Annotated in this window: 25 protein-coding genes and 1 riboswitch; of the genes, 13 read left to right on the forward strand and 12 right to left on the reverse strand. The window is 66.3% G+C overall.

The annotated features are described in order from the left end of the window. Nucleotides 1-82: 82 nt before the first annotated feature. On the reverse strand, nt 83-346 hold the full coding sequence (locus AB4Z37_RS02595; protein WP_441515104.1) for an accessory factor UbiK family protein: 264 nt from the start codon (nt 344-346) through the stop codon (nt 83-85). 211 nt (nt 347-557) lie between these two features. Between AB4Z37_RS02595 and AB4Z37_RS02600 the strand changes: the two genes are divergently transcribed. The 8 genes from AB4Z37_RS02600 (at nt 558) to AB4Z37_RS02635 (ending at nt 7805) form a co-directional block, all read left to right on the forward strand. After that, nucleotides 558-1310 (forward strand): dienelactone hydrolase family protein, encoded by a 753-nt coding sequence (locus tag AB4Z37_RS02600; RefSeq protein ID WP_441515105.1) that lies wholly within the window; start codon nt 558-560, stop codon nt 1308-1310. Nucleotides 1311-1320: 10 nt separating this feature from the next. Further along, nucleotides 1321-2148 (forward strand): prolipoprotein diacylglyceryl transferase, encoded by an 828-nt coding sequence (gene lgt, locus AB4Z37_RS02605; protein WP_441515106.1) that lies wholly within the window; start codon nt 1321-1323, stop codon nt 2146-2148. Nucleotides 2149-2250: 102 nt separating this feature from the next. Further along, nucleotides 2251-3354, forward strand: a complete 1104-nt coding sequence (locus AB4Z37_RS02610; RefSeq protein ID WP_441515246.1) for a class I SAM-dependent methyltransferase — start codon at nt 2251-2253, stop codon at nt 3352-3354. Between the two features lie 70 nt (nt 3355-3424). Continuing rightward, nucleotides 3425-4192 carry a peptidoglycan editing factor PgeF gene (gene pgeF, locus AB4Z37_RS02615; protein WP_441515107.1) on the forward strand — a complete coding sequence of 256 codons (768 nt, stop codon included), beginning with the start codon at nt 3425-3427 and terminating at the stop codon, nt 4190-4192. Nucleotides 4193-4227: 35 nt separating this feature from the next. Further along, nucleotides 4228-4809 carry a glutathione S-transferase family protein gene (locus tag AB4Z37_RS02620; protein WP_441515108.1) on the forward strand — a complete coding sequence of 194 codons (582 nt, stop codon included), beginning with the start codon at nt 4228-4230 and terminating at the stop codon, nt 4807-4809. Between the two features lie 70 nt (nt 4810-4879). Beyond that, nucleotides 4880-5719: a nucleotidyltransferase domain-containing protein gene (locus AB4Z37_RS02625; RefSeq protein ID WP_441515109.1), complete on the forward strand. Its 840-nt coding sequence runs from the start codon at nt 4880-4882 to the stop codon at nt 5717-5719. 293 nt (nt 5720-6012) lie between these two features. Beyond that, nucleotides 6013-6672 carry a hypothetical protein gene (locus tag AB4Z37_RS02630; protein WP_441515110.1) on the forward strand — a complete coding sequence of 220 codons (660 nt, stop codon included), beginning with the start codon at nt 6013-6015 and terminating at the stop codon, nt 6670-6672. A gap of 179 nt (nt 6673-6851) precedes the next feature. Continuing rightward, nucleotides 6852-7805 carry a ribose-phosphate pyrophosphokinase gene (locus tag AB4Z37_RS02635; RefSeq protein ID WP_441515111.1) on the forward strand — a complete coding sequence of 318 codons (954 nt, stop codon included), beginning with the start codon at nt 6852-6854 and terminating at the stop codon, nt 7803-7805. Nucleotides 7806-7933: 128 nt separating this feature from the next. Here AB4Z37_RS02635 and AB4Z37_RS02640 read toward each other — a convergent pair whose 3' ends face one another. Next, nucleotides 7934-8500 (reverse strand): 6,7-dimethyl-8-ribityllumazine synthase, encoded by a 567-nt coding sequence (locus AB4Z37_RS02640; RefSeq protein ID WP_441515112.1) that lies wholly within the window; start codon nt 8498-8500, stop codon nt 7934-7936. A gap of 72 nt (nt 8501-8572) precedes the next feature. Further along, a riboswitch (FMN riboswitch) is annotated at nt 8573-8748 on the reverse strand. A 398-nt stretch (nt 8749-9146) separates the two neighbouring features. On the opposite strand from AB4Z37_RS02640, the gene AB4Z37_RS02645 reads away from it, so the two are divergent. The 4 genes from AB4Z37_RS02645 to AB4Z37_RS02660 all read left to right on the forward strand — a co-directional run bounded on the left by AB4Z37_RS02645 (nt 9147) and on the right by AB4Z37_RS02660 (nt 11755). Continuing rightward, complete coding sequence (locus AB4Z37_RS02645) at nt 9147-9647, forward strand: YbjN domain-containing protein (protein WP_441515247.1); 501 nt, start codon at nt 9147-9149, stop codon at nt 9645-9647. 25 nt (nt 9648-9672) lie between these two features. Beyond that, on the forward strand, nt 9673-10098 hold the full coding sequence (locus AB4Z37_RS02650; RefSeq protein WP_441515113.1) for a GNAT family N-acetyltransferase: 426 nt from the start codon (nt 9673-9675) through the stop codon (nt 10096-10098). Nucleotides 10099-10216: 118 nt separating this feature from the next. Further along, nucleotides 10217-11047 carry a pyrroline-5-carboxylate reductase gene (gene proC / locus AB4Z37_RS02655; RefSeq protein ID WP_441515114.1) on the forward strand — a complete coding sequence of 277 codons (831 nt, stop codon included), beginning with the start codon at nt 10217-10219 and terminating at the stop codon, nt 11045-11047. Nucleotides 11048-11056: 9 nt separating this feature from the next. Next, nucleotides 11057-11755: an MOSC domain-containing protein gene (locus AB4Z37_RS02660; RefSeq protein WP_441515115.1), complete on the forward strand. Its 699-nt coding sequence runs from the start codon at nt 11057-11059 to the stop codon at nt 11753-11755. Nucleotides 11756-11777: 22 nt separating this feature from the next. Here the strand turns inward: AB4Z37_RS02660 and AB4Z37_RS02665 are convergent, their stop codons facing one another. From AB4Z37_RS02665 to AB4Z37_RS02675, 3 genes are read right to left on the reverse strand one after another with little or no spacing between them, the layout of a single operon-like run. Continuing rightward, nucleotides 11778-13166, reverse strand: coding sequence for an ATP-binding protein (locus AB4Z37_RS02665; RefSeq protein ID WP_441515116.1), 1389 nt, complete (start codon nt 13164-13166; stop codon nt 11778-11780). A gap of 39 nt (nt 13167-13205) precedes the next feature. Next, nucleotides 13206-13931, reverse strand: a complete 726-nt coding sequence (locus tag AB4Z37_RS02670) for a response regulator (protein ID WP_441515117.1) — start codon at nt 13929-13931, stop codon at nt 13206-13208. 8 nt (nt 13932-13939) lie between these two features. Beyond that, nucleotides 13940-14530 (reverse strand): MarR family winged helix-turn-helix transcriptional regulator, encoded by a 591-nt coding sequence (locus tag AB4Z37_RS02675; protein WP_441515118.1) that lies wholly within the window; start codon nt 14528-14530, stop codon nt 13940-13942. Nucleotides 14531-14801: 271 nt separating this feature from the next. On the opposite strand from AB4Z37_RS02675, the gene AB4Z37_RS02680 reads away from it, so the two are divergent. Next, nucleotides 14802-15686, forward strand: coding sequence for a branched-chain amino acid aminotransferase (locus AB4Z37_RS02680; RefSeq protein ID WP_441515119.1), 885 nt, complete (start codon nt 14802-14804; stop codon nt 15684-15686). A gap of 58 nt (nt 15687-15744) precedes the next feature. Here the strand turns inward: AB4Z37_RS02680 and AB4Z37_RS02685 are convergent, their stop codons facing one another. The 7 genes from AB4Z37_RS02685 to uvrC form a co-directional block, all read right to left on the reverse strand. Beyond that, the gene (locus AB4Z37_RS02685; protein ID WP_441515120.1) at nt 15745-16701 is read right to left on the reverse strand and encodes a glycerophosphodiester phosphodiesterase family protein; all 957 of its coding nucleotides are present in this window, start codon (nt 16699-16701) and stop codon (nt 15745-15747) included. 15 nt (nt 16702-16716) lie between these two features. After that, the gene (locus tag AB4Z37_RS02690; protein ID WP_441515121.1) at nt 16717-18114 is read right to left on the reverse strand and encodes an MATE family efflux transporter; all 1398 of its coding nucleotides are present in this window, start codon (nt 18112-18114) and stop codon (nt 16717-16719) included. 214 nt (nt 18115-18328) lie between these two features. Continuing rightward, nucleotides 18329-19372: a 50S ribosomal protein L3 N(5)-glutamine methyltransferase gene (gene prmB / locus AB4Z37_RS02695; protein WP_441515122.1), complete on the reverse strand. Its 1044-nt coding sequence runs from the start codon at nt 19370-19372 to the stop codon at nt 18329-18331. After that, on the reverse strand, nt 19372-19842 hold the full coding sequence (locus tag AB4Z37_RS02700; protein WP_441515123.1) for a molybdenum cofactor biosynthesis protein MoaE: 471 nt from the start codon (nt 19840-19842) through the stop codon (nt 19372-19374). The genes prmB and AB4Z37_RS02700 overlap by 1 nt, the downstream gene beginning before the upstream one ends. Nucleotides 19843-19849: 7 nt before the next feature. Continuing rightward, on the reverse strand, nt 19850-20098 hold the full coding sequence (gene moaD, locus AB4Z37_RS02705) for a molybdopterin converting factor subunit 1 (RefSeq protein WP_441515124.1): 249 nt from the start codon (nt 20096-20098) through the stop codon (nt 19850-19852). Continuing rightward, complete coding sequence (gene pgsA / locus AB4Z37_RS02710; RefSeq protein ID WP_441515125.1) at nt 20095-20709, reverse strand: CDP-diacylglycerol--glycerol-3-phosphate 3-phosphatidyltransferase; 615 nt, start codon at nt 20707-20709, stop codon at nt 20095-20097. Before pgsA ends, moaD begins: the two co-directional genes overlap by 4 nt. 192 nt (nt 20710-20901) lie before the next feature. Further along, on the reverse strand, nt 20902-22896 hold the full coding sequence (gene uvrC / locus AB4Z37_RS02715; RefSeq protein ID WP_441515248.1) for an excinuclease ABC subunit UvrC: 1995 nt from the start codon (nt 22894-22896) through the stop codon (nt 20902-20904). Nucleotides 22897-23031: the final 135 nt, after the last annotated feature.

A 23031-nucleotide genomic window follows, 5' to 3' on the forward strand; every position in this document is an offset into this window, starting at 1 on the left:
GCTGACGGGCGTTTTGCCAGCGCGTGTCTTGCTGGCTGGCGCTCCGGCCGGCGGCACATGCGGCTTGCGCATCGCGCGCGTATCAGGTCTCCGCCAGCGGGCCCGCCTTCTTTTCCAGTTTCTCGAGGCGCGCCTTCAAAGCCTCGTTCTCTTCGCGGGCGAGACGGGCCATTTCCTTCACCGCCTCGAACTCCTCACGCTTGACCAGATCAAGATCGCGCAGGATCCGCTCGGCCTGATGCCGGAACGCGCCCTCGACCTCGCGCTTGACCCCCTGCGCGGCGCCGGCGGCGTCGTTCATCAGCCGGGCCATCTCGTCAAAGAACCGGTTGGTGGTCTGGGTCATCGCGAAGTCTCCCTGAGGCTGGCGTCCGGCGCAGCAGGCGGCTGCATCCAGGCGGCAAAATGGCGATGAAGACGGCGCACTTCAAGTCGGATTTTCCGGATCGCAGCGGGGCATGCGCCAGCATGCCGGCCACGGTCACACTTTCGCACGGCGGCGGCTGCTAAGCTGTGATTCGCCTTTCCTTGGACCATCCAGCCGAAGCTTCAATTTCATGATCGAGCGCCAGATCGACATTCCGTCGCAGGACGGCCGGATCGCCACCTTCATCGCCCACCCCGAGCGCGACGGCCCACATCCGGTGCTGCTGTTCTACATGGATGCCCCCGGCATCCGCGAGGAACTGCGCGACATGGCGCGGCGCCTGGCGGCCGTCGGCTACTATGTGGTGCTGCCGAACCTGTACTATCGATCGGACGTGCTGGAACTCGGCCCGATCCCGCAGGACCCGGCCTCCCCCGAGCGCAAGCGCCATTTCGATCGCGTGTTCGCGCTGATGGCTTCGATCGACATTCCCAAGGTAATGGCGGACACCGAGGCACTGCTGGCGTTCGTCGACGGCGATGCCGCCGCGGCACGGGGACCGCTCGGAACCCTCGGCTACTGCATGAGCGGCCGCTACGCCATCAGCGCCGCCGCGCGCTACCCGGACCGCGTCGCGGCCGCAGCCTCGATCTACGGCACCCACCTGCTGACCGACCACCCCGACAGCCCGCATCTCGCCGCGCGGCAGGCCAAGGCGGAGTTCTACATCGCCTGTGCGGAGATCGACCATTACGTGCCGCTGGAGACGGTGGCACCGCTGCGGACCGCCCTCAAGGAGGCCGGCCTCGACGCCGAGGTCGAGCTCTATCCCGGCGTCGAGCATGGCTTCGCTTTCCCGCAGCGGGCCGCTTTCAACAAGCAAGCCGCCGAACGCCACTGGGAGCGCCTGTTCGCGCTTTACCGGCGGCGGCTGACGCCATAAACCAGCACCGATGTTCGCCCTCGCTTTTCCGGTCTTCGATCCGATCGCGGTCAGTTTCGGACCGTTCGCCGTCCGCTGGTACGCGCTTGCCTATATCGGCGGCATCGTACTCGGCTGGATGTATGCCCGTGCCATCATTCGCAACGGGCGGCTGTGGGGCGGCACCTCGCCGATCACCCTGCTCGATATGGACGACTTCATCCTGTGGGTGACGTTCGGCATCATTCTCGGCGGCCGCACCGGCTACGTTCTGTTCTACAACCTCGACTATTTCATCCAGCACCCGGCCGAGATCATCGAGCTGTGGAAGGGCGGCATGTCGTTCCATGGCGGCTTCCTCGGCTGCGTCGCCGCGGTGCTGCTGTTCGGACGCCGGCGGGGCATTTCAGTGCTGTCGCTCGGCGACATCACCTGTGCGGTGGGACCGATCGGGCTGTTCCTCGGCCGCATCGCTAACTTCATCAATGGCGAGCTGTGGGGCCGCGTCGCGAAGGACGTGTCCTGGGCGATGGTTTTCCCGACCGGCGGCCCGGATCCACGCCACCCTAGCCAGCTCTACGAGGCCGCGCTGGAGGGTATCGTGCTGTTCGCGGTGCTGGCGCTGCTGGTGCGCGGCGGCGCGCTCAAGCGCCCAGGCCTGATCATTGGCGCCTTCGCGACACTTTATGGCATCTTCCGCATCACCGGCGAATGCTTCCGTGAGCCCGACCGCCAGCTCGGCTTTTTGTGGGGCGGCCTGACCATGGGTATGCTGCTGTCGGTGCCGATGATTCTTGCAGGGATCGCCTTCCTTGTGGTGGCATGGCGCCGTAAGCCGCTGATTGCTCCCCAGGGTTGAACACGGCTGACCAAGGCCGAACAGATTAATCAAGGATCCCCCGTGCTCGCCAGCTCGCCCCTCGAGGCCGAGATCCGCAGGCTGATCAAGGCCACCGGCCCGATGCCGGTGTGGCGCTACATGGAGCTGTGCCTCAGCCATCCGGAATACGGCTACTACATCGCACGCGACCCGCTCGGCCGCGAAGGGGACTTCATCACCGCGCCCGAAGTCAGCCAGATGTTCGGCGAACTGCTCGGGCTATGGGCGGCATCGGTCTGGAAGGCGATGGGAGCCCCCGGCACGGTGCGCCTGATCGAGCTGGGGCCCGGCCGCGGCACACTGATGATGGACGCGCTGCGCGCCATCCGTATCGTGCCGCCGTTCTATCTCGCCTGCCATGTGCACCTCGTCGAGATCAACGCCGCGTTGCGCGAACGCCAGGGCTCGGCGCTCGAAGGCGTCAAGAACCTGCACTGGCACAACAGCATCGACGAAGTGCCGGAGGGCCCGTCGATCATCTTCGCCAACGAGTATTTCGATGTGCTGCCGGTGCACCAGATGGTGCGCAAAGACACTGGCTGGCACGAGCGCGTGGTGGAGATCGACCGCACCGACCGTCTCGCCTTCGGCACCGCCGCCGCGCCGACCCCGCAGTTCGACGTGCTGCTGCCGCCGCTGCTGCAGGCGGCACCGGTCGGCGCCGTGTTCGAGTGGCGCCCCCCGACCGAGATCATGAAGCTCGCCAGCCGGGTGCGGAAGTTCGGCGGCGCGGCGCTGCTCATCGACTACGGCCACCTGCGCAGCGACGCCGGCGACACGCTCCAGGCGATCGCGCGACACAGTTTCGCCGATCCGCTGAAGAATGCCGGCCAGATCGACGTCACCGCCCATGTCGACTTCCAGGCGCTGACTCAGGCCGCCGAGGACATCGGCGCGCGGGTGCACGGCCCGGTCGAACAGGGCACCTTCCTGCGCCGCCTCGGCATCGAGACCCGCGCTCTCACGCTGATGTCGAAGGCTTCGCCCCAGGTCGGCGAGGATATCGCCGGCGGGCTGAAGCGGCTGACCGATTCCGGACGCGGTGGCATGGGCTCGCTGTTCAAGGTGCTTGGCGTTTCACATCCCGCGCTGACCGAGCTCGCCGGCCTTTCCGATCAACCGGACGCCCCGCCGGCGCGCAGCAGCACGCCAACAGCAGACGGCGCCGCTGCGGAATCCGATTGACCGCCTCATTTGCCGCGAATTTGCCTGCCACAGCGCGCCTGATCGCTGCCGCAACACGAGAAGAGCCGGAATGATCCTGACCTCCCCGCTGCTGTCCGCCGTCCCGGGCCTGCGCCACGCCTTCTTCACCCGCGAAGGCGGCGTTTCCCAAGGCATCTATGCCAGCCTCAACGGCGGCCTCGGCTCGAACGACGATCAGGCCCATGTCGCGGAGAACCGCCGCCGCATGGCGGAGACACTCCGCGTGCAGCCGGCGCACTTCCTCACCGCCTACCAGGTGCATTCGCCCGACGTCGCCGTCGTGACCGAGCCCTGGAGCCTGGAGGCGCGTCCGAAGGTCGATGCCATCGTCACCGCGACGCCTGGCCTCGCCCTCGGTGTCAGCGCGGCAGACTGCGGGCCGATCCTGCTCGCCGACCCGCAGGCGCGGGTGATCGGCGCGGCGCATGCCGGCTGGCGCGGCGCCTTCATGGGCGTGCTGGAAGCGACGCTCGCGGAAATGGACAAGCTCGGCGCCGACCGCAGCCGCGTGGTCGCGGCGATCGGCCCGCTGATCCGGCAACGCAGCTACGAGGTGGGCGAGGAGTTCGTCGGCCGCTTCGGCCGCGCCGACCCGGCCAATGCCGCGTTCTTCGCGCCTGCGGAACGGACCGGCCATGCCATGTTCGACCTCGCCGGCTACATCCGGATGCGGCTCGAGCGCGCCGGCGTACTGCTGATCGACGATCCCGACATCTGTACCTATGAGGACGAGCGCTTCTTCAGCTATCGTCGCTCGGTGCACCGCTCCGAGCCGGACTACGGCCGGCACATCCACGGCCTCGTGCTGGAGGGCTGAGCGACCGAGGCCCCACGCCGCGACAAGGCCGCGCCATGCTGATGCTGTACCTTTCTCCCGGCTCGAGCTCGATGGCGGTGCACATCGCGCTGTATGAAATCGGCGTGCCGTTCGAGGTTCACCCGCTGTCTTTTGCCGGACAGGAGCAACGCGCGCCGGAATTTCTGGCTCTCAATCCCGAAGGCAAGGTCCCGACGCTGGTGATCGACGGCCGGCCGCTGACCGAAGTCGCCGGCATCCTGTTCTATCTCGCCAAGCGCTTTCCCGAAGCGGCATTGCTCCCGGGCGACGACATCGAGACGGAAGCGCGCGCGGTGTCCTGGATGTCGTTCATCGCGGCGACCCTGCATCCAGCGCGCAAGCGCGGCCTTGACTATGCGACGCAGGTCTATGGCATCGCCGACCGCCGCCTCGGCGCGCGGGACTGGGCGCTTGGCCGCTACTCGATCGTCGACATCCACCTGTTCCGCCTGTACTGGCGGCTGTTCAACTCGCTCAAGCCCGCGCCGAACACCTTCCCGCACCTCGACGCCCATCTCGAACGCATGCTGGCACGCCCCGCGGTGAAGCAAACGCTGGAGGCGGAAGCCGCGATCGGCTTCGACCTGCCGCCATGAGAAGACGAACATCACCGGTAACCGCGATGCCGACGACGACATTCGAGAATGCCTGACAGCCGCGCGCCCCATGACCGATGCCATCCTCCAGCAACTGACCGATGCTCTTCGCCCCATCACCGGACTGACCGCACTGGTGCTCGGCGGCTCCCGGGCACGCGGCACGGCCATCGCGACATCCGACTATGATCTCGGGCTCTACTACGAACCAACGGCACCACTCGCGATCGAGCAGATCAGAACGGCTCTCGCGCCGCTGGTCGACGATATCGCCGCTGCCACCGTGACACCGCCCGGTGCATGGGGGCCGTGGATCAACGGCGGCGCGTGGCTTTCCATCGCTGGCCGCAAGATCGACCTCCTGTACCGCGATCTCAAGCGTGTGCACGCGGTCATCGCCGAGGGCAGGGCCGGGAAAATCGCCATCGACTATCAGCCGGGACACCCGCACGGTTTCTGCTCGGCGATCTGGATCGGCGAGGTCGCGTTGTGCCGACCGTTGCACGATCCTGCACATGCCATCGCCTCGCTCAAATCCGAGGTCTTGCCATACCCTGACGCGTTGCGTTCCGCTCTCGTCCAGCGGTTCGCCTGGGAAGTGTCGTTCAGCATCGACAATGCAGCCGGCGCCATCGCTCGCGGCGACCGGACTCACGCCGCCGGCTGCGCTTATCGCGCCCTGAGCTGCCTCGCCCAGGTGTTGTTCGCGCTGAACCGGCGCTATCTCATCAATGAGAAGGGAGCGCTGGCCGAGGCCGCCACGTTCGCCGTGACGATCGCCAATCTGCCAAGACATACGGACGACATCTGGAACGCCGTCGGTGTCGGGGATCTTCCGAGCGCGGTCCGGCAATTACGCGAGCTCGCGGATACTCAGGAACTGCTGATCGCCGACGGAGGCCTCGGCTGACGCTCTCGCCGGCGGACGCCCCGCTCGACAGCCCCTCCTTAATCCGGGGTCCGCCGAGCGTGAGCAGGGCCTCCCGAGCCTTCTCAATGGAGCCATCCACAACGGGCCGTTCGAATGCGGCTCAAATTCGAGCCATGTTCGAGGCTTGTTCGAGCTTTGATCTCACTGCCCCGGTAACCTTGTCCGCCGCCTGCCCTAGACGTTAACGGATTTTAACGATATCGCTCGGCCATGCCGGTGGCGATGCCTTGGGGGCACGCACCCGGTCCGGTGGACGGTCGGGACATCGCGGCATGACAGGGCAAGGCGTGGCAGGGCGGCTGACGGTCAGGGGCTGGATCCCCGGCTGGATTCGGGTGGCTCTGCTGTTGCTTGTTGCCGGCGCCGTGGCCGGTTGCGCCGGTGGCCCGGCCGGCAATGCCGGCGGACCAATGGCGGCGATGGCCGCGATGCCGGCCTCCACGAGCGGCGGCAACACCGTCAGCTTCGACTCCATCGACGGTCCGCCGCCCCAGGTATTCGACCGCTTCGTGCGGGTGCTCGATAGCGAGGCGCAGTCCCGCAACGTCACGGTGGTCTCCCGCGACGGCGCCGCGAGCTACCGCGTCCGCGGCTATCTCGCCGCCCAGGTCCGAGGCGGTCGCACCTCGATCGCCTGGGTGTGGGATGTCTACGACCGCAACCACAACCGTGCACTGCGCCTGACCGGCGAGGAAGCCGGAGGCAAGGCCGGCCAGGATGCGTGGGCCACGGCCGACGAGGCACTGTTGCGCCGGATCGCCCAGACCGGGCTGATCAGCCTGTCCGGCTTCGTCAATGGAACCGCACCGGCCGAGGCCCCCGAGCCCACCGCGCCTGCCCAGGCAGGACCCGCGATCGCATCCGCCGAGGGGATGACGGACATCTCCTCCACCACTGGTGGTGGCATGGCCCTGAGCTTCAGCGCCCATTAACCGCGGGCATTGCGGCTACCTGATTTTGCGCCGGAAAACGCCCTGCGACGTATTGCCAGTCCGGCATGCTCCTTGCTATTCCCTCGCTCGCCCGGCGGGAGCCGGCACGGTTTGAGCCACCTTAGGTAACAGTAGGCATGCTGAAGACCATCGCCACAATGACACGGGGAGAAGCGTCGATGTCGGCGAAAAACGGGGCCATCAAACTCGTCGCCGGAAACTCCAATCCGGCGCTCGCCGAAGCGATCGGAGCCTTTCTTGGTCAGCCGCTCACCAGGGCCATAGTCCGGCGTTTCGCCGACATGGAAGTGTTCGTTGAGATTCAGGAAAACGTGCGCGGCTCGGACGTGTTCGTCATCCAGTCGACGTCGTATCCGGCCAACGACCACCTGATGGAACTGCTGATCGTCACCGACGCCCTGCGCCGTGCCTCGGCGCGCCGCATCACCGCGGTGATCCCGTATTTCGGCTATGCCCGCCAGGACCGCAAGGCCGGTGGACGCACGCCAATCTCGGCCAAGCTGGTCGCCAACCTGATTACCCATGCCGGCGCCGACCGCGTCATGACGCTCGACCTGCATGCCGCCCAGATCCAGGGCTTCTTCGATATTCCGACCGACAACCTCTATGCCTCGCCCGTGATGGTGCGGGACATCAAGGAGCGGTTCGATCTCACCAACCTGATGGTGGTGTCGCCAGACGTCGGCGGCGTGGTGCGCGCCCGCGGCCTCGCCAAGCGCATCAACGCACCGCTCGCCATCATCGACAAACGCCGCGAGCGTGCCGGTGAATCCGAAGTGATGAACGTGATCGGCGACGTCGAGGGCTACACCTGTATCCTGATCGACGACATCGTCGACTCCGGCGGCACGCTGGTAAACGCGGCCGACGCGCTGCTCGCCAACGGCGCCAAGGAGGTCTACGCCTACATCACCCACGGCGTGCTGTCGGGCGGCGCCACCGCGCGCATCGCCTCGTCCAAGCTCAAGGAACTGGTGATCACCGACTCGATCCAGCCGACCGAGGCGGTTCGCGTCGCGCACAACATCCGCGTGCTGTCGATCGCCAGCCTGATCGGCGAAGCCATCGGCCGCACGGCCTCCGAAGAGTCGGTCTCCAGCCTGTTCGACTGATCACAGCCGGCGCGGCGCGCCGGCTGCAGCCATATCCCGCGCCATTCGCAGACGCGCAGCGCCGCACGCGGGCGCTGCTCCATGGCCGATGGGGCGCGCAGCGATGCCACGCGCCCCGTCTTCGCCCGTCAATCGATACCGGCGGCGACCTGGCTGCCGAGATAGTCGAGGCTGTAGAGCGTGCGCGCGCACGCCTGCGCCACCTCCTGCCCCTTGGTCGCGAAATGCTGGCGGAAGAAATCGACATGCGCCGCATGTTCGTGGAACTGCTGCGGTGTCAGCACCGCCGAGAAGATCGGCACCTCGGTCTGCAGTTGTACCTGCATCAGTGCATTGACCACCGTGCTGGCGACGAACTCGTGCCGGTAGATGCCGCCGTCGACCACCAGCGCCGCCGCGACGATGGCCGTGTAACGCCCGGTCTTGGCGAGCAGTTGGGCGTGGAGCGGAATCTCATAAGCTCCGGGCACCTCGAACAAACCGACCTGGGTTTCGGGAATGCCGAGAACAGCCGCCTCCTGCAGGAAGGCGTGGCGACAGGACTCGACGATTTCGCGATGCCACGACGACTGGATGAAGGCGACGCGATGCGGCTTCGCGAACCGCAGCGGCTCGCCCGGGGAGACGATCTGGCTGGATGCAGCCTGGTTGGATACGGCTTGGTTGGAGACAAGGTCATTCGAGATCTGATTCATGGCTCTTCCTCATTAGGACCAGAATCAGGGCACACGGGCCTTCAGCCGCGCGCGAGGCGTGCGGCTGCCACTTCCCGTTCTCTTTCATCCGGACTGTAACCGTCGGCTTCGGAATTACACCGAATCTGCTGACCCCATCACATGTCCGAAGACATCTCACACGTCCGAAGACATCCGATGGGCGCTCGCGGGCTTGGGCTGTCGCCCTTACCGCCGGTGGGGACTTTCACCCCGCCCTGAGAACATCACCGCCCGTATGGACGGCTTGCACGAACTATGCAGAACCGGATCGAGGCGCGCAAGCCGCCCCACGACACGGCCTGGCATGCCGGGCATGCGAGGGTCGACGTGCCCGGACGTGGCAGCCATCGACGCAGCCTGAATCCGATTCCGTTTTGTTCTCATTATTGCCATGATCGGCTGTGGACGACCGGGCCTTTGCCTGTGGACGGGATTCGCCCCCCGTTGCACGCCTGCCGCAAATCACTGATCAATCCATCAACGCAGTTTGTTCCGCCGGGCAACATCCTGATTCAAGACGGAATCGGGCGATGAGCAGGGAACAACGTGCTGCGACACATCGCGCGACATCCGGCGTCTTGTATTCGGCGTGCGCATCATCGGCACAAGGCAGGGCGCAAACAGCATGTCCCATTTGGACATCAATTTTGATTCAGGGAACAACCCCATCCGCGTGGTGGAGGAGATCGCTGCGTTCAACGACTGGACGTTCGAGCGTTCGGGCACCGACGAGGTGACGATCCTCTCCAAGGGGACGTGGACCGACTACGAACTCTCCTTCACGTGGATGGGCGAGATCGAAGCGCTGCATCTTGCCTGCGCTTTCGACATGAAGATTCCCGAGGCACGGCGCGCCGAAGTCCAGCGCCTGATCGCGGCGATCAACGAACAGCTCTGGGTCGGCCACTTCGACCTGTGGACGTCGTCAGGCCTCATCATGTACCGGCAGGCGCTGGTGCTGCCGAACGGCATCATCGCCTCCGAAGCGCAGTGCGAGACCATGTTCGTCGGCGCACTGCAATCCTGCGAGCGTTATTTTCCGGCTTTCCAGTTCGTGGTGTGGGCAGGCAAGTCGGCTCCCGACGCCATGAGCGCCGCACTGTTCGACACCGCGGGCGAAGCCTGACGGTTTCGCGCAGGGAGACACGACGATGAGCGACCCCGCCATTGTGGTCGCGAAGACCGCAAGCGACAGCGATCGCAAGGCCATCGTCGACGCTCTCATGGCCTTCAACGAGAAGGCCGGCGGCCCGGCGCATTTCCAGCCTGTTGCCATTCTGGTCAAGGACCCTGCCTCCGGCACGACGCTCGGCGGCTTGTGGGGGCGCACCATCTACGACTGGCTCTTTGTCGAACTGCTGGTGGTGCCGGAGCAGCTCCGCGGTCGCGGCCTCGGCTCACGCCTGCTGGCGCAGGCCGAAACGATCGCGCGCAGCCGCAGCTGCATCGGGGTGTGGCTCGACACCTACGCCTTCCAGGCGCCGGACTTCTATCGCAAGCAGGGCTACACGGCCTTCGGCACGATCGAGGATCACCCGCGCGGCCACAAGCGCATCTTTTTCCAGAAGCGATTTTAGCAGTCGCAACCGTCGCCGGGCGCATGCTGCCGCTCGGCCGCACCGAGCCTTTGCAATGGACATCGCCGACCCGTTCCGGTGATATGGCGTCCTGATCATTCAGACCAGGACACCGACGATGACTTCCCCTTCCGGCGCACTCGCAACCTTTTCCGGCACCCTGGCGCTTGCAGGCGCGGGCAAGATGGGCGGCGCCATGCTCGCGGGCTGGCTGGCGCAGGGCCTCGATCCCCGGCGCGTCGTCGTCATCGATCCTCAGCCCTCGGACGATATCCGCACTCAGGCCGCGCACGGTGTGCGGCTCAATCCCGCGGCTGCCGACGTCGGTCATGTCGGCGCGCTGGTGCTCGCGGTGAAGCCGCAGATGTTCCGCGAGGCCGGGCCGACCTTGCGGCAGCTGGTCGGCGATACCACGCTGGTGGTCTCGATCATGGCGGGCGCCACCATCGCATCGATCACCGAAGTCTGCGGCGGCGCCGTGGTGCGTGCCATGCCCAACACGCCGGCCGCGATCGGCCGCGGCATGACGGTCGCGGTGCCGGCCCCCCGCGTAACCGCCGCGCAGCGAACGATGACCGACACGCTGCTGCGCGCCACCGGCGCGGTCGAGTGGGTCGAGGACGAGGCGTTGATGGACGCAGTCACCGCGGTCTCCGGCTCCGGCCCGGCCTATGTGTTCCTGCTCGCCGAAGAGCTCTCGCGCGCCGGCGTCGCCGCCGGTCTGCCCCCCGCCCTGGCAGCCAAGCTCGCGCGCGAGACCGTGTCGGGCTCGGGCGAGCTGCTGCATCGCACGGACCTCGATGCCGCCGTGCTGCGCCAGAACGTCACCTCGCCCGGCGGCACCACCGCCGCTGCCCTTGGTGTGCTGATGGCGACGGATGGATTGCAGCCCTTGCTCACGCGGGCTGTCGCCGCCGCGACGAGGCGATCGAAAGAGCTGGCAGGGTAGCCGGGTGCGATGACTGGACCGATCCCGATCGAGACGATGTATGCCGGCGCGCCGAGCCCGCTCGGCCCGCGCAAGATCGCGAGTGCGATCGTCAAGTCCGCCGTGCCCGGCCCTTGGGACATCACCCTGGTCGGCCTCGTCGGCGATACCCAGGCCGACATGCGTCATCACGGCGGTCCGGAGAAAGCGCTGCATCACTACGCACGCGAACATTATGCCACTTGGCTGGACGAGAACCCGGCCCTCGCGCCGACGCTGGCGACCACTCCCGCATTCGGCGAGAACATCTCGACCTTCGGCATGACCGAGGCCACGGTGTGCGTCGGCGACATCTACCGCATCGGCGCCGTGCTGGTGCAGGTCAGCCAGGGCCGCCAGCCATGCTGGAAGCTCAACGCACGCTTTGCGGTCGACGACATGGCCTATCGCGTCCAGATGACGGGACGCACCGGCTGGTATTATCGCGTGATCGAGAGCGGCTGCATCATGCCGGGCGACGCGATCACGCTGGTGGAGCGGCCTCAACCCGAATGGTCGCTGTCGCGGATCTGCACGCTGCTGTACCACCGAACCACGGCGTTCGACGAACTCGCCGTGCTCGCCGAATTGCCTGAGCTCGCCGAGAGCTGGCGCAATCTCGCCGCCCGCCGCGTCAACTCCCACACCGTCGAAAGCTGGACGTCGCGTCTCGACGGCGACAAGACCTGAAGGCCGCGCCGCCTGCGACCGCCTACACCGGAATCCGGACCGTCGCGCGCAGGCCGCCAAGCGGGCTGTCGCCGAGCATGATGTCGCCGCCGTGCGAGCGGGCGATGTCGCGAGCGATGGCAAGGCCGAGCCCGGTGCCGCCCTCGTCCTGGTTGCGGGCGTCGTCGAGGCGCAGGAACGGCTTGAACACCTCCTCGCGCTTGTCGGGCGGAATGCCGGGGCCGTCATCGTCCACCGCAACGCTGAGGTAGCGGTGATCGCGATGGCCGGTGATCGAGATGGTGTCGGCATAACGCGCCGCGTTCGACACCAGGTTGGCGAGGCAGCGCTTGAACGCCGCCGGCTTCACCGTCACCCGCGGATCGCCATGGAACACCACGGTCGCGGTGTGGCCATGCCGCTCGGCGTCGCTGCGCAGCTCCTCGAGCGCCGCCTCCATGTCGGTCGGCTGCGCCGTCTCACCGCTGTCGCCGCGGGCGAACGCCAGATACGCCTCGAGCATGCCGTTCATCTCGTCGACATCCTTGCGCATCGCCTCGACCTCGGGGCTGTCGCCGATCAGCGCCAGCTCGAGCTTGAAGCGGGTCAGGATGGTGCGCAGGTCATGGGAGACGCCGGCGAGCATCGCGGTGCGCTGCTCGATACTGCGCTCGATGCGGGTCTTCATCTCGAAGAACGCCTGTGCCGCGCGGCGGACTTCGCGCGCGCCGCGCGGGCGGAAATCCGGCTGCTCGCGGCCCTTGCCGAAGCTCTCGGCGGCGTCGGCCAGCCGCAGGATCGGCTTGATCTGGTTGCGCAGGAACAGCACCGCGACGATCAGCAGGATCGACGAGGTGCCGAGCATCCAGAAGATGAAGATCTCGGAATTCGAGGCGTAGGCGGCGCTGCGCCGCGCGAAGATCCGCATGATGGTGTCGTCGAGCCGAATGCGGATCTCGACCAGCGACGACTTGCCGACGGTGTCGATCCAGAACGGCTTGCCAATCTGCTGGCTGAGCTGCACCGACAGCGTCTGGTCGAGCAGCGAGAAGAACGGCTTCGGTCCCGGCGGCGGCATGTCGCCGACGGGGAGGAAGTCGACCACGAGTCCGAGGCGTTCCTGGGCGATGCGCCGCAGCTGGGTGCGGTCCTTGTCCTGCGGATACGCCTTGTAGACCTCGATCAGCGCGGCGATGTCCTGCACCACGGCGGCCGACAGATGCCGTGTCACCGTATTCCAGTGCCGCTCCATGAACACGAAGGCGACTACCGACTGCAGGACCACCATCGGGACGATGATGATCAGCAGTGCGCGGGCGTACAGTCCCTTCGGCATCCAGTTCTTGAAGGTGGTGCCCATCCAGCCGCTGGCATCCGAAACCCTCTGGGAGGCGGTGCGGATCAGGGTGAGGCCAGTGTCGAGGGTGCTCATCGCGTCGATCTTGTCAAAGAGGGCTTTTGCCGGCCTGCCCTAGGGTGCAGCGACCAGGCGATAGCCGATGCCCCGCACCGCCTGAAGGAACAGCGGATTGGCCGGATCGCGCTCGATCTTGCGGCGCAGCCGGTTGATCTGCACGTCGACCGCCCGCTCGTTGACGGAACCGCCGCCTGTCAGGGCACCGCGCGGCACGGTCTCGCCGGGCTGCGCGGCCAGGATACGCAGCATCTCGCGCTCGCGATCGGTCAGCTTGAGGATCTCATCGCCCTGACGCAGCTCGCCGCGCTCGAGATGATAGACATAGGGACCGAATGCCACTTCCTCGATCGCAGGCGCCGGTGCAGGCATCGCCCGTTTGAGGATGTTGGCGATGCGCAGCACCAGCTCGCGCGGCTCGAACGGCTTGGCCACATAGTCGTCGGCGCCGATCTGCAGGCCTTCGATCCGGGCTTCGGGCTCGTGCCGTGCGGTCAGCATGATGATCGGCACCGGCGACGACGCGCGCAACGAGCGCGCAAGGTCGAAGCCGTTCTCGCCGGGCATCATGACATCGAGAATGAGCAGGTCGAAATGCAGGCCGACCAGCTTGGAGCGCGCATCCGCCGCACTCATGGCCGTCGTCACCCGATAGCCTTCGTTGGCAAGAAAGCGCGACAGCAGATCGCGGATACGGCGATCGTCGTCCACCAGCAGGATATGCGGGGCATCGTCGGTCGGTTGGGGTCTCGCGCGGGATACCGGCGCGGTCGTTGTGGTCATGCTGGGTCTCACTTCGGCCCGGGCTTCAGCGCCACTTTGGGCCCGGTCTTGGATCCGGGGACGATCGGCTCGGCGCCCAGAATGATTTCGAGCACCTTGTCCGGATCATGGCGATCGATCATGGCGCGCAGGAAATGGCGGATGGTTTCGGCCTCCATCGCCCCCACCCCCTGCAACGCGCGGTTGATGCGGTCAGTCTGCAGGCCAGCGAGCTTGGCGACCAGCGCCTCGCCCTTGGCGGTGGCGTAGAGCAGCCGCTGCCGGCGGTCGCTGTCGCCCGACTTCTGCACGATGTAATTCTCGTCCAGCAGTTGCTTGAGCACCCGTCCCAGCGACTGCTTGGTGATGCGCAGCACATCCAGCAGATCCGCGACCTTCAGCCCCGGGTAGCGGGTCACGAAATGGACCACACGATGGTGGGCGCGGCCGAACCCGAACGCCCGCAGCACGTCATCGGCGTCGCCGACGAAGTCGCGGTAGGCGAAGAACAACAGCTCGATGATGTCCCAGCGCGGATCTGCGCCGTCGGAGACCGACTGCGACTCGCCGGCCCCGCTGCGCGGCTGGGGCATATCAGGCTTGAAATTTACGTCAGGCATATTGACATATTTCGGTTTCATTGTTACAAAAACACCCGTCGCCACGAAATATTAGAATATTTCACAGCCTCACGGGCGGGATGACGGACAACCGGTTGCCGGAAAATCCCTGATTTTTCGGAGCCCGATTGTCGGCCAGTCCTTTGCGCAATAGGACTTGGCGAAACATACTGGACTTCGGGTGTTCCCGCAAAAGTCGGCCACCCGGGCCCCGACGAAACCTCGGCCGTGCGCCAACCACGCAAGACCGCTCTACACCGGGAGAAAAGCAATGGGTGTGTCGTTCGACAAAATCGATGGTGTCATCTGGTACGACGGCAAGCTGGTGCCGTGGGCTGACGCCAATGTCCACGTCCTGACCCATGGGCTGCACTATGCGAGCTGCGTGTTCGAGGGCGAGCGGGCCTATGGCGGCAAGATCTTCAAGAGCACCGCGCACAGCGAGCGGCTGAAGCGCTCGGCCAACATCCTCGACTTCGAGATCCCCTATTCGGTGGCCGAAATCGATGCCGCCAAGCAGCTCGTGCTGGAAAAGAACGGCCTGCCCGACGCCTATGTCCGGCCGGTGGCCTGGCGCGGCTCGGAGATGATGGGCGTGTCGGCGCAGAGCAACACCATCCATCTGGCGATCGCCTGCTGGAGCTGGCCGAGCTACTTCGACCCGGCCGAGCGGCTGAAGGGTATCCGCCTCGCGCTCGCCGACTACCGCCGTCCGGATCCGAAGACGATCCCGGCGCTGGCGAAGGCTGCGGGCCTCTACATGATCTGCACCATCTCCAAGCACAAGGCGGAGCGCGAGGGCTATGCCGACGCCATGATGCTGGATTGGCAGGGTCGCGTCGCCGAATGCACCGGCGCCAACATCTTCTTCATCAAGGATGGCAAGATCCACACGCCGATCGCCGACTGCTTCCTCGCCGGCATCACACGTGAAACCGTGATCGAGCTCGCCAGGAAGCGCGGCATCGAGGTGGTCGAGCGCCGCATCCTGCCGGAGGAGCTGAATGGCTTCACCGAATGCTTCATCACCGGCACTGCTGCCGAGGTGACCCCGGTGGCCGAGATCGCCAACTGGAAGTTCACCCCGGGCGCCATCACCAAGCAGCTGATGGAAGACTACACCGCCGAGGTGCAGCCGAAGAAGGCCGCCGCCTGAGCCACCTCAGGCCGACAGGTCCACGACGCCGGGCGAAAGCCCGGCGTTTTTGTTTGTCTCAGGGGCCTCTGTCCTTGAGCCGCTGCGCCACCAGCACGATCTCGTTGGTCCAGATGCCGCCGGCATAGCCTGCCGGCAGACGGGCGAGGTCGGCAGCCGAGTCGATCCCCGTGGAGAATTCGCCGCCGTGGTATGGCCCGATCACATAGACATCGGTGCCGACCCCAGCCATTCGCGCGAGGAAGCGGTTGGGCCACCCCCACAGCCAGGGCGCAAGGTTGATTGGCACCAGCACCGCGACGCCGTGACAGGCCTCCGGCACGAAACCGCTCCAGCCGAGCGCGAGATAGGGCAGCAGGCAGGCTTTCAGAGAGGCGCGCGAGGTGATCCTGAGATCCGGCAACAGCCGCCGCGCCTCGCCCACGGGCTCGTCGCCGCCATACACGCTCAGTTGCGCGCGCCGCGCCGGATCGAGCCGCGCCAGGACGGCAGCAAGCTTCGTTCCCTCGCTGCGGTCACGGCTCTTGACGTTGATGTTGATGTTGATGCCGCGATCGGGAAACGCCGCCAGCACCTCGTCGAGGGTCGGCATCAGCCCGACGCCCTTGCCCCGGAACGGAAAGGTCCGGCCGCCGTCGGCAGTGTAGCCATAGCCGATATCCAGCGTCCTGAGCTCGGCCATCGCATGCTCACGCGTCACCCCGCTGCCGTTGGTGCGGCAGTCCAGCGTCCAGTCGTGAAACACGGCGAACTGCCCATCGGTCGTCGGATGGACGTCGACCTCGGCGATATCGGCACCGGCCGCAAATGCCGCCTGCAGCGACGCGATGGTGTTCTCGAGATAGGGATGCGTCGGCGGCCGCATCCGCGTCGCCGTACAGGTGTCATTGCGCACATCGGTGGTGTCGAACTGCTGGGCGATGCCGCGGTGAGCGAGAAGCCGCGGCCCTCCGGCCGGCTGCGGCGCAAGCGCGCTGCTGTTGATCAGGAACAGGGTGACAGCCACCGCCAGCACGATGAGCGCCGCCGTTCAGGAGAGCGGCACCAGGCAGAGCCGCTCACGCAGGCTCCAGCGCCGGATCATCACGCACGCCACCACCGCAAGCCCGGCGGCAAGCCCGATCCAGATGCCGACAGCGCCGAGGTCGGTGCGAAACGCGAGGATCGCGCTCAGCGACAGGCCGACGCCCCAATAGCCGAAGCCGGCATAGAGCATCGGCACACGGGCGTCCTGCAGGCCCCGCAGCATGCCGGCCCCGACCGCCTGCGCCCCGTCGACGACCTGGAAGATCGCCGCCCACAGCAGGAACGACACTGCGGTCGCCACCACCGCGGCATTCGCCGGATCATGGATGTCGACGAAGGCACCGATCAGCAGATGCGGCGCCGACAGCATGAGCACGCAGGTTGTCGACATGAACGTGACCGCGAGCGTGAACGCGGTCCAGCCGGCGCGGGTGATGCCGTCGCGGTCGCGCGCGCCGCGGGCGAGACCAACCCGCACCGTGGCAGCCTGGCCGAGCCCCATCGGCACCATGAACGAGGCCGAGGCGATCTGAATGGCGATGGAGTGCGCGGCAATTGCCACGGTGCCGAACTGCCCCATCAGGAAGACCGCGGCATTGAAGACCGTGATCTCGAATGCCAGCGTCGCGCCGATCGGCAGGCCGAGCCGCCACAGCGCGACAAGACGCGCCCAGTCCGGCCGCCACCAGTTGCCGAACAGGCGGTAGCGGCGAAACCGGTGGCTGAACGCCACCAGGCACGCGAGGCTGACGAACACGAACAGGTTGGACAGCGTCGTCGCCAGGCCCGAACCGCGCAGGCCGAGCGCCGGCACGCCGAAATGACCGAACACCAGCACCCAGTTCGCCGCGACGTTGAACAGGATCGCGGTGCCGGTCACGACGAGCGCCCATGTCGGGCGTTCCAGCGCGGCGACGAACGAGCGCAGCGCGATATAACCGAGCGCCGGGAGGAATCCCCACTGCAGCATGCGAACAAAGGATTGCGCGTCGGCGGCGAGCTGCGGTTCCTGGCCGAACAGCAGCAGGATCGGTTCGCTGTGCCACAGCACGAGCCAGCTCGGCACCGCAAGGATGACAGCCGTCCACAATCCCTGGCGGAAGGTGCGGCGCACGTCGCGCACCACATGCCGGCCGCGCCCGATCGCGCTCGCCATCATCGGCGAGGTCGCCGTCACCACGCCGATGGCGAAGATCAGCAGGCCGAAATAGAGATTGACGCCGAGTGTCGCGGCGGCGAGCTGCGCCGCGCCAAGCCGTCCCAGCACGATCACGTCGGTGGTGGTCAGCGCGATCTGGGCGAGATTGGTGAGCACCAGCGGCCAGCCGAGCGCCAGCGTCGCCCGGAGCTCTCCGAGCCAGGCGTCGCGTGAGAACGCGTTTTGTCGGGGGACCAGCAGCATGGATGATCAATCATTCAGACCAATACATGCGCGGCCGTCATCCCATGGAGGTCGGACCATGGGTGTCGGAGCGCACGAACCGTGAGTAAGGGACAACAGTAATTCCCGGGCACACCCGAATGACCGCAACATCACGGCAGCAAGATGACCTGAGCCGCGCGACGCTCGCAGGACGGTCATGAGATCGTGCGCTGCGACGAGACGTCGCGCAGCCTCACAAGGCTGAAGCCGGCAGCCAGAAAACCTCGCCCTCGGACTCCTCGGTGTCGAGCCACAGCAGCGGCAGATGCGGGAATGCCTCTTCCATGGCGCTGCGACCGCGACCGACCTCGCACAACAGCCCGCCATCCTCGGTCAGATGGCGCGGCGCGTCCGCCAGGATGCGGCGAACGATATCAAGGCCGTCGTCGCCGCCGTCGAACGCCATCTTCGGCTCATGACGGCATTCGCGCGGCAGGCCCGCCATGCCTTCGGCATCGACATAAGGCGGATTGGTGATGATGAGGTCGTAGCGCGCGTCCTTCGGCAGGGGCGCGAACAGGTCGCCGCGGTAGAGTGTGACCGTGCCGTCGAGACCATGGTCCGTGACGTTGCGGGTGGCGACCGCGAACGCGTCCTTGGACAGTTCGACCGCATCCACCTGGGCATTCGGGAAATGCCGCGCCGCGAGAATGGCAAGACATCCCGAACCCGTGCAGAGATCGAGCACCCGCCCGACCGCGCCGGGATCCTCGATGAGCGAGCCGTCGTCGCCGCTGAAGTGGGACTCCAGCAGCTCCCCGATGAAGGAACGCGGCACAATGACGCGCTCGTCCACATAGAATGGCAGCCCGCGCATGTAGACCTTGTTGAGCAGGTAAGCTGACGGCTTGCGGGTACGGACGCGGGCATCGATCAGGGCCAGCAGCTTGAGCCCCTCGGCGCGGGTGACCCGCGCCATGGCAAACGTCTCGAACTGATCAGGATGCAGCGACAGCGCCTCGCCGACCAGAAAGATCGCCTCGGCCACCGGATCGGTGGTGCCATGGGCGAACACCAGCTCGGCCGCATTGAAGCGGCTCACGGCGAAACGGACATGGTCGAGCAGTGTCACGAGTTCGGACGGGCCGACCTTGGCCGGCTTGGTCACGGCGGACTTCGAGACGGACTTCGAGACGGACTTGGCGTCGGACTTGGACGCAGACTTGGAGGCAGTCTTTGCGCCGGCCGATTTGGCCGTGCTGCCGCGCCGGCCGGACGTCTTTGCAGTCTTTGCCATCAGGATTTGCCCCAGCGGGCGGCCGCCACGTCGTCGCGCTGATGCGCTTCGACCCAGCTTGCCGTACCCTGCGCGCGCTCTTCGGACTTCCAGAACGGCGCGTTGGTCTTGAGATAGTCCATGAGAAATTCGGCGCCGTCAAACGCCGCCTGGCGGTGCGCCGACGCCGTCAGCACCAGCACGATATTGTCGCCCGGCACGACGCGGCCATGGCGATGGATCACCGTGACGGCGGTGAGCGGCCAGCGCGCCAGCGCCTCGTCGACATGGCGACGGATCTCTACCTCGGCCATGCCGGGATAGTGTTCGAGTGTCAGCGCCGTGATCGCGTCGGCGCCCTCGCCGCCACGGCAGATGCCACTGAAACTCACCACGGCGCCGATGTCGGTACGGCCGTCCGTCAGAGCGGCGATCTCGCGGGCGATGTCGAAATCGGCCTGCTGCAGGCGAATGGTGACAGGTATCGTCATGGCCGTGCTAACCGCCGGTCATCGGCGGGAAGAATGCGATCTCGCGCGCGCCGGCAATCGCCGCATCCGGCTTGGCGTGCGCATGGTCGATCGCGGCCCGCACCACAGGCCTCTCGAAAGCGCTGGCGTAGTGCTCGCCCTGTCCCGCCAGCCATTGCATCAGGTCCGCCACGGTCCGTACCGACGCCGGCGGATCGATGGTCTCTTCCGCCTTGCCAACGCGCTCGCGTACCCAGGCGAAATAGAGAACCTTCATGATTCCTCCGCGATCAGATGGCGGATGCCGGCACGGAAATAATCCCACCCGGTATAAAGCGTGACGATCGCCGAGATCCACAGCAGCGCGAGGCCGACCGGCGTCACCACCGGCAGCACCTGATCACCGGCCTCACCCGCCAGCAGGAAGCCGATGGCGACCAGCTGCACCGTAGTCTTCCATTTGGCGAGACGCGTGACCGGCACGCTGACGCGCAGTCCGGCGAGATACTCCCGCAGCCCCGACACCAGGATCTCGCGGCACAGGATGACGATCGCAGCCCACAGGGTCCAGCCGTGAATGATGCGGTCGGCAGCCAGCATCAGCAGGCAGGAGGCGACCAGAAGCTTGTCGGCGATCGGATCGAGCATCCGGCCGAAGGCCGACTGCTGGTCCCAGATCCGGGCATAGTAGCCGTCGAGGAAATCCGTCACGCCGGCGGCAATGAAGACGGCCAGCGCGACCCAGCGCAACCACAGCGGCCCATCCATGATCGACTGGGCGTAGATGCAGCCGACCACGACCGGCACCGCGGCAATCCGCGAATAGGTAAGCACGTTCGGGAGCGAGAACGAGTGCCTCGCCGATCCCCTGGCCGTCACGCTGTCCATCTGCATTACCAATACCGCCCGCGTATCGGCGTCAACCGCCGAGAGCGCATCGCTCGCGTCCCCACCCTTGCAAACCAAATCGCCCGGACGGGCGCAAGGACAGATAGCCTCATTCCGGCCGTCCGCAAAGCCGGCCCGGCCCGAGAACGGCGAATTTTGACCCGTTATGAAGATCCCTGTGTTTGCAGGCCCTTATTTCGACTGTGCATGGAAGAAATCGAAGATCTTGCGGGCCCCCTCCGCACTGATGCCCGGAACCTTGCAGAGGTCGGCGACGGACGCCCGCTCGATCTCCTTCAGCGTGCCGAAATGGTGCAGCAGCGCACGTTTGCGTGACGGGCCGATTCCCGGGATTTCCTGCAATCCAGCCTCGCGGATGTCCTTCTTGCGCAACTTGCGGTGCGACCCGATCACGAACCGATGGGCCTCGTCGCGCAGGCGCTGGATGAAATAAAGCACCGGGTCCCGCGGCTCGAGCTTGATCGCCGGCCGATCCGGCAGGAACAGGGTCTCCCGTCCGGCGTCCCGGTCCGGGCCCTTGGCCACCGACATCAACGCGACATTGGTCACCCCGAGCGACGTGAAGATCTCGCGCACCGCGTTGAGCTGGCCAAGACCACCGTCGATGATGACGAGATCCGGCCATTGCGGCGTCACCTCGTCCGCCGCCCCCTCCGCGTCCGCGCCCGCCTCCGGCAAGGCCTCCGGCGCACTGGCCAGCAGCCGCTTGAAACGACGCTCCAGCACCTCACGCATCATCCCGTAGTCGTCCCCCGGGGTCAGCGCCTCCGAGCGGATATTGAACTTGCGGTACTGGTTCTTCATGAAGCCGTCCGGCCCCGCCACGATCATGGCACCGACTGCATTGGTGCCCTGGATATGACTGTTGTCATAGACCTCGATGCGGCGCGGCGGCCGCGGCAGGCCGAGCGTCGTCACGATCCCCTCCAGCAGGCGCGACTGGGTCGCGGTGTCTGCGAGCTTGCGGCCGAGCGCCTCGCGGGCGTTGTTGAGCGCATGGACCACCAGGTCCTTCTTCTCGCCGCGCTGCGGCACGTTGACCTCGACCTTGAAGCCGGCCTTGGCGCTCAGCGCCTCGGCCAGGAGGCCGCGCTCCTCGATGTCATGGGACAGCAGGACCAGCTTCGGCGGCGGCTTATCGTCGTAGAACTGGGCAAGGAATGCGCCGAGCACCTCGCCCGCGTCGAACGACTTGTCGGCACGGGGAAAGTAGGCGCGGTTGCCCCAGTTCTGGCCGGTGCGGAAGAAGAACACTTCGACACAGGAGTAGCCGCCCTCCTGGTGGATGGCGAACACGTCCGCCTCGTCCACGGTGCGCGGATTGATGCCCTGCTGGGACTGGATCGCCGACAGCGCGGCGAGACGATCGCGATAGATCGCGGCGGTCTCAAAGGCGAGATCGGCCGACGCCTTCTCCATTTCGGCAGCCAGTTGCTCTTTCACCGCGCGGCTGCGGCCGGACAGGAAGTCGGTCGCCTCGCGCACCAGTTCGGTATAACCGGAGAAGTCGATCTCGCGGGTGCACGGACCAGCACAGCGCTTGATCTGGTGGAGCAGGCACGGCCGGCTGCGGCTTTCGAAGAACGAATCGGTGCAGGAGCGCACCAGGAAGGCGCGTTGCAGCGCAGTGATGGTGCGGTTGACGGCGCCGACCGAGGCGAACGGGCCGAAATAGCGCCCGGGCCGGCTCTGCGCCCCGCGATGCTTGAGAATCTGCGGCGCCCAGTGATCGCCGGTGATCAGGATGTAGGGAAACGACTTGTCGTCACGCAGCAACACGTTGAAACGCGGCCGCAGCTGCTTGATGAGGTTGGCTTCGAGCAGCAGCGCCTCGGTCTCTGTGGCGGTCGATACGATCTCGACACTGACGGTCGCCGCAATCATCCGCGCGATGCGCAGCGGATGGCCGGTCGGCCGGACATAGGAGGACAGCCGCTTGCGCACGTTCTTGGCCTTGCCGACATAGAGCACGTCGTGCGCGGTATTGAGCATGCGATAGACGCCGGGCAGCGTCGGCGCCAGCCGCACCGCCTGAGCGATCGCCGCCCGCCCCACCGCGAGCGGCCCCTCGGGCGCAGCCTCGCCGGACTCATCGACGAGATCGGGCAGACGCTCATCATCCTCGTCGGCTGYGACCTCGGTCAGGTCGATGTCCTGCGGCGGCATGTCGCTCGTCGCAGCTTTCGGCAAACGCGGCTGGTCGCCAGACTTGGTCGGATTGATCGGATCGCTGTCCATGTTCGCTAAGTAATGGTCCGGAACCCGCGGAGCAAATCGTCGATAGCGGTGCCGTTTGGGCTC

The sequence above is a fragment of the Bradyrhizobium sp. 2TAF24 genome (assembly GCF_052115025.1).
GTDB lineage: Bacteria > Pseudomonadota > Alphaproteobacteria > Rhizobiales > Xanthobacteraceae > Bradyrhizobium_A.

Coding starts and splice junctions, on each gene's coding strand:
- AB4Z37_RS02595 (WP_441515104.1), bottom strand. CDS start 346: ATGACCCAGACCACCAACCGGTTCTTTGACGAGATGGCCCGGCTGATG.
- AB4Z37_RS02600 (WP_441515105.1), top strand. CDS start 558: ATGATCGAGCGCCAGATCGACATTCCGTCGCAGGACGGCCGGATCGCC.
- lgt (WP_441515106.1), top strand. CDS start 1,321: ATGTTCGCCCTCGCTTTTCCGGTCTTCGATCCGATCGCGGTCAGTTTC.
- AB4Z37_RS02610 (WP_441515246.1), top strand. CDS start 2,251: ATGCCGGTGTGGCGCTACATGGAGCTGTGCCTCAGCCATCCGGAATAC.
- pgeF (WP_441515107.1), top strand. CDS start 3,425: ATGATCCTGACCTCCCCGCTGCTGTCCGCCGTCCCGGGCCTGCGCCAC.
- AB4Z37_RS02620 (WP_441515108.1), top strand. CDS start 4,228: ATGCTGATGCTGTACCTTTCTCCCGGCTCGAGCTCGATGGCGGTGCAC.
- AB4Z37_RS02625 (WP_441515109.1), top strand. CDS start 4,880: ATGACCGATGCCATCCTCCAGCAACTGACCGATGCTCTTCGCCCCATC.
- AB4Z37_RS02630 (WP_441515110.1), top strand. CDS start 6,013: ATGACAGGGCAAGGCGTGGCAGGGCGGCTGACGGTCAGGGGCTGGATC.
- AB4Z37_RS02635 (WP_441515111.1), top strand. CDS start 6,852: ATGTCGGCGAAAAACGGGGCCATCAAACTCGTCGCCGGAAACTCCAAT.
- AB4Z37_RS02640 (WP_441515112.1), bottom strand. CDS start 8,500: ATGAATCAGATCTCGAATGACCTTGTCTCCAACCAAGCCGTATCCAAC.
- AB4Z37_RS02645 (WP_441515247.1), top strand. CDS start 9,147: ATGTCCCATTTGGACATCAATTTTGATTCAGGGAACAACCCCATCCGC.
- AB4Z37_RS02650 (WP_441515113.1), top strand. CDS start 9,673: ATGAGCGACCCCGCCATTGTGGTCGCGAAGACCGCAAGCGACAGCGAT.
- proC (WP_441515114.1), top strand. CDS start 10,217: ATGACTTCCCCTTCCGGCGCACTCGCAACCTTTTCCGGCACCCTGGCG.
- AB4Z37_RS02660 (WP_441515115.1), top strand. CDS start 11,057: ATGACTGGACCGATCCCGATCGAGACGATGTATGCCGGCGCGCCGAGC.
- AB4Z37_RS02665 (WP_441515116.1), bottom strand. CDS start 13,166: ATGAGCACCCTCGACACTGGCCTCACCCTGATCCGCACCGCCTCCCAG.
- AB4Z37_RS02670 (WP_441515117.1), bottom strand. CDS start 13,931: ATGACCACAACGACCGCGCCGGTATCCCGCGCGAGACCCCAACCGACC.
- AB4Z37_RS02675 (WP_441515118.1), bottom strand. CDS start 14,530: ATGCCTGACGTAAATTTCAAGCCTGATATGCCCCAGCCGCGCAGCGGG.
- AB4Z37_RS02680 (WP_441515119.1), top strand. CDS start 14,802: ATGGGTGTGTCGTTCGACAAAATCGATGGTGTCATCTGGTACGACGGC.
- AB4Z37_RS02690 (WP_441515121.1), bottom strand. CDS start 18,114: ATGCTGCTGGTCCCCCGACAAAACGCGTTCTCACGCGACGCCTGGCTC.
- prmB (WP_441515122.1), bottom strand. CDS start 19,372: ATGGCAAAGACTGCAAAGACGTCCGGCCGGCGCGGCAGCACGGCCAAA.
- AB4Z37_RS02700 (WP_441515123.1), bottom strand. CDS start 19,842: ATGACGATACCTGTCACCATTCGCCTGCAGCAGGCCGATTTCGACATC.
- moaD (WP_441515124.1), bottom strand. CDS start 20,098: ATGAAGGTTCTCTATTTCGCCTGGGTACGCGAGCGCGTTGGCAAGGCG.
- pgsA (WP_441515125.1), bottom strand. CDS start 20,709: ATGGACAGCGTGACGGCCAGGGGATCGGCGAGGCACTCGTTCTCGCTC.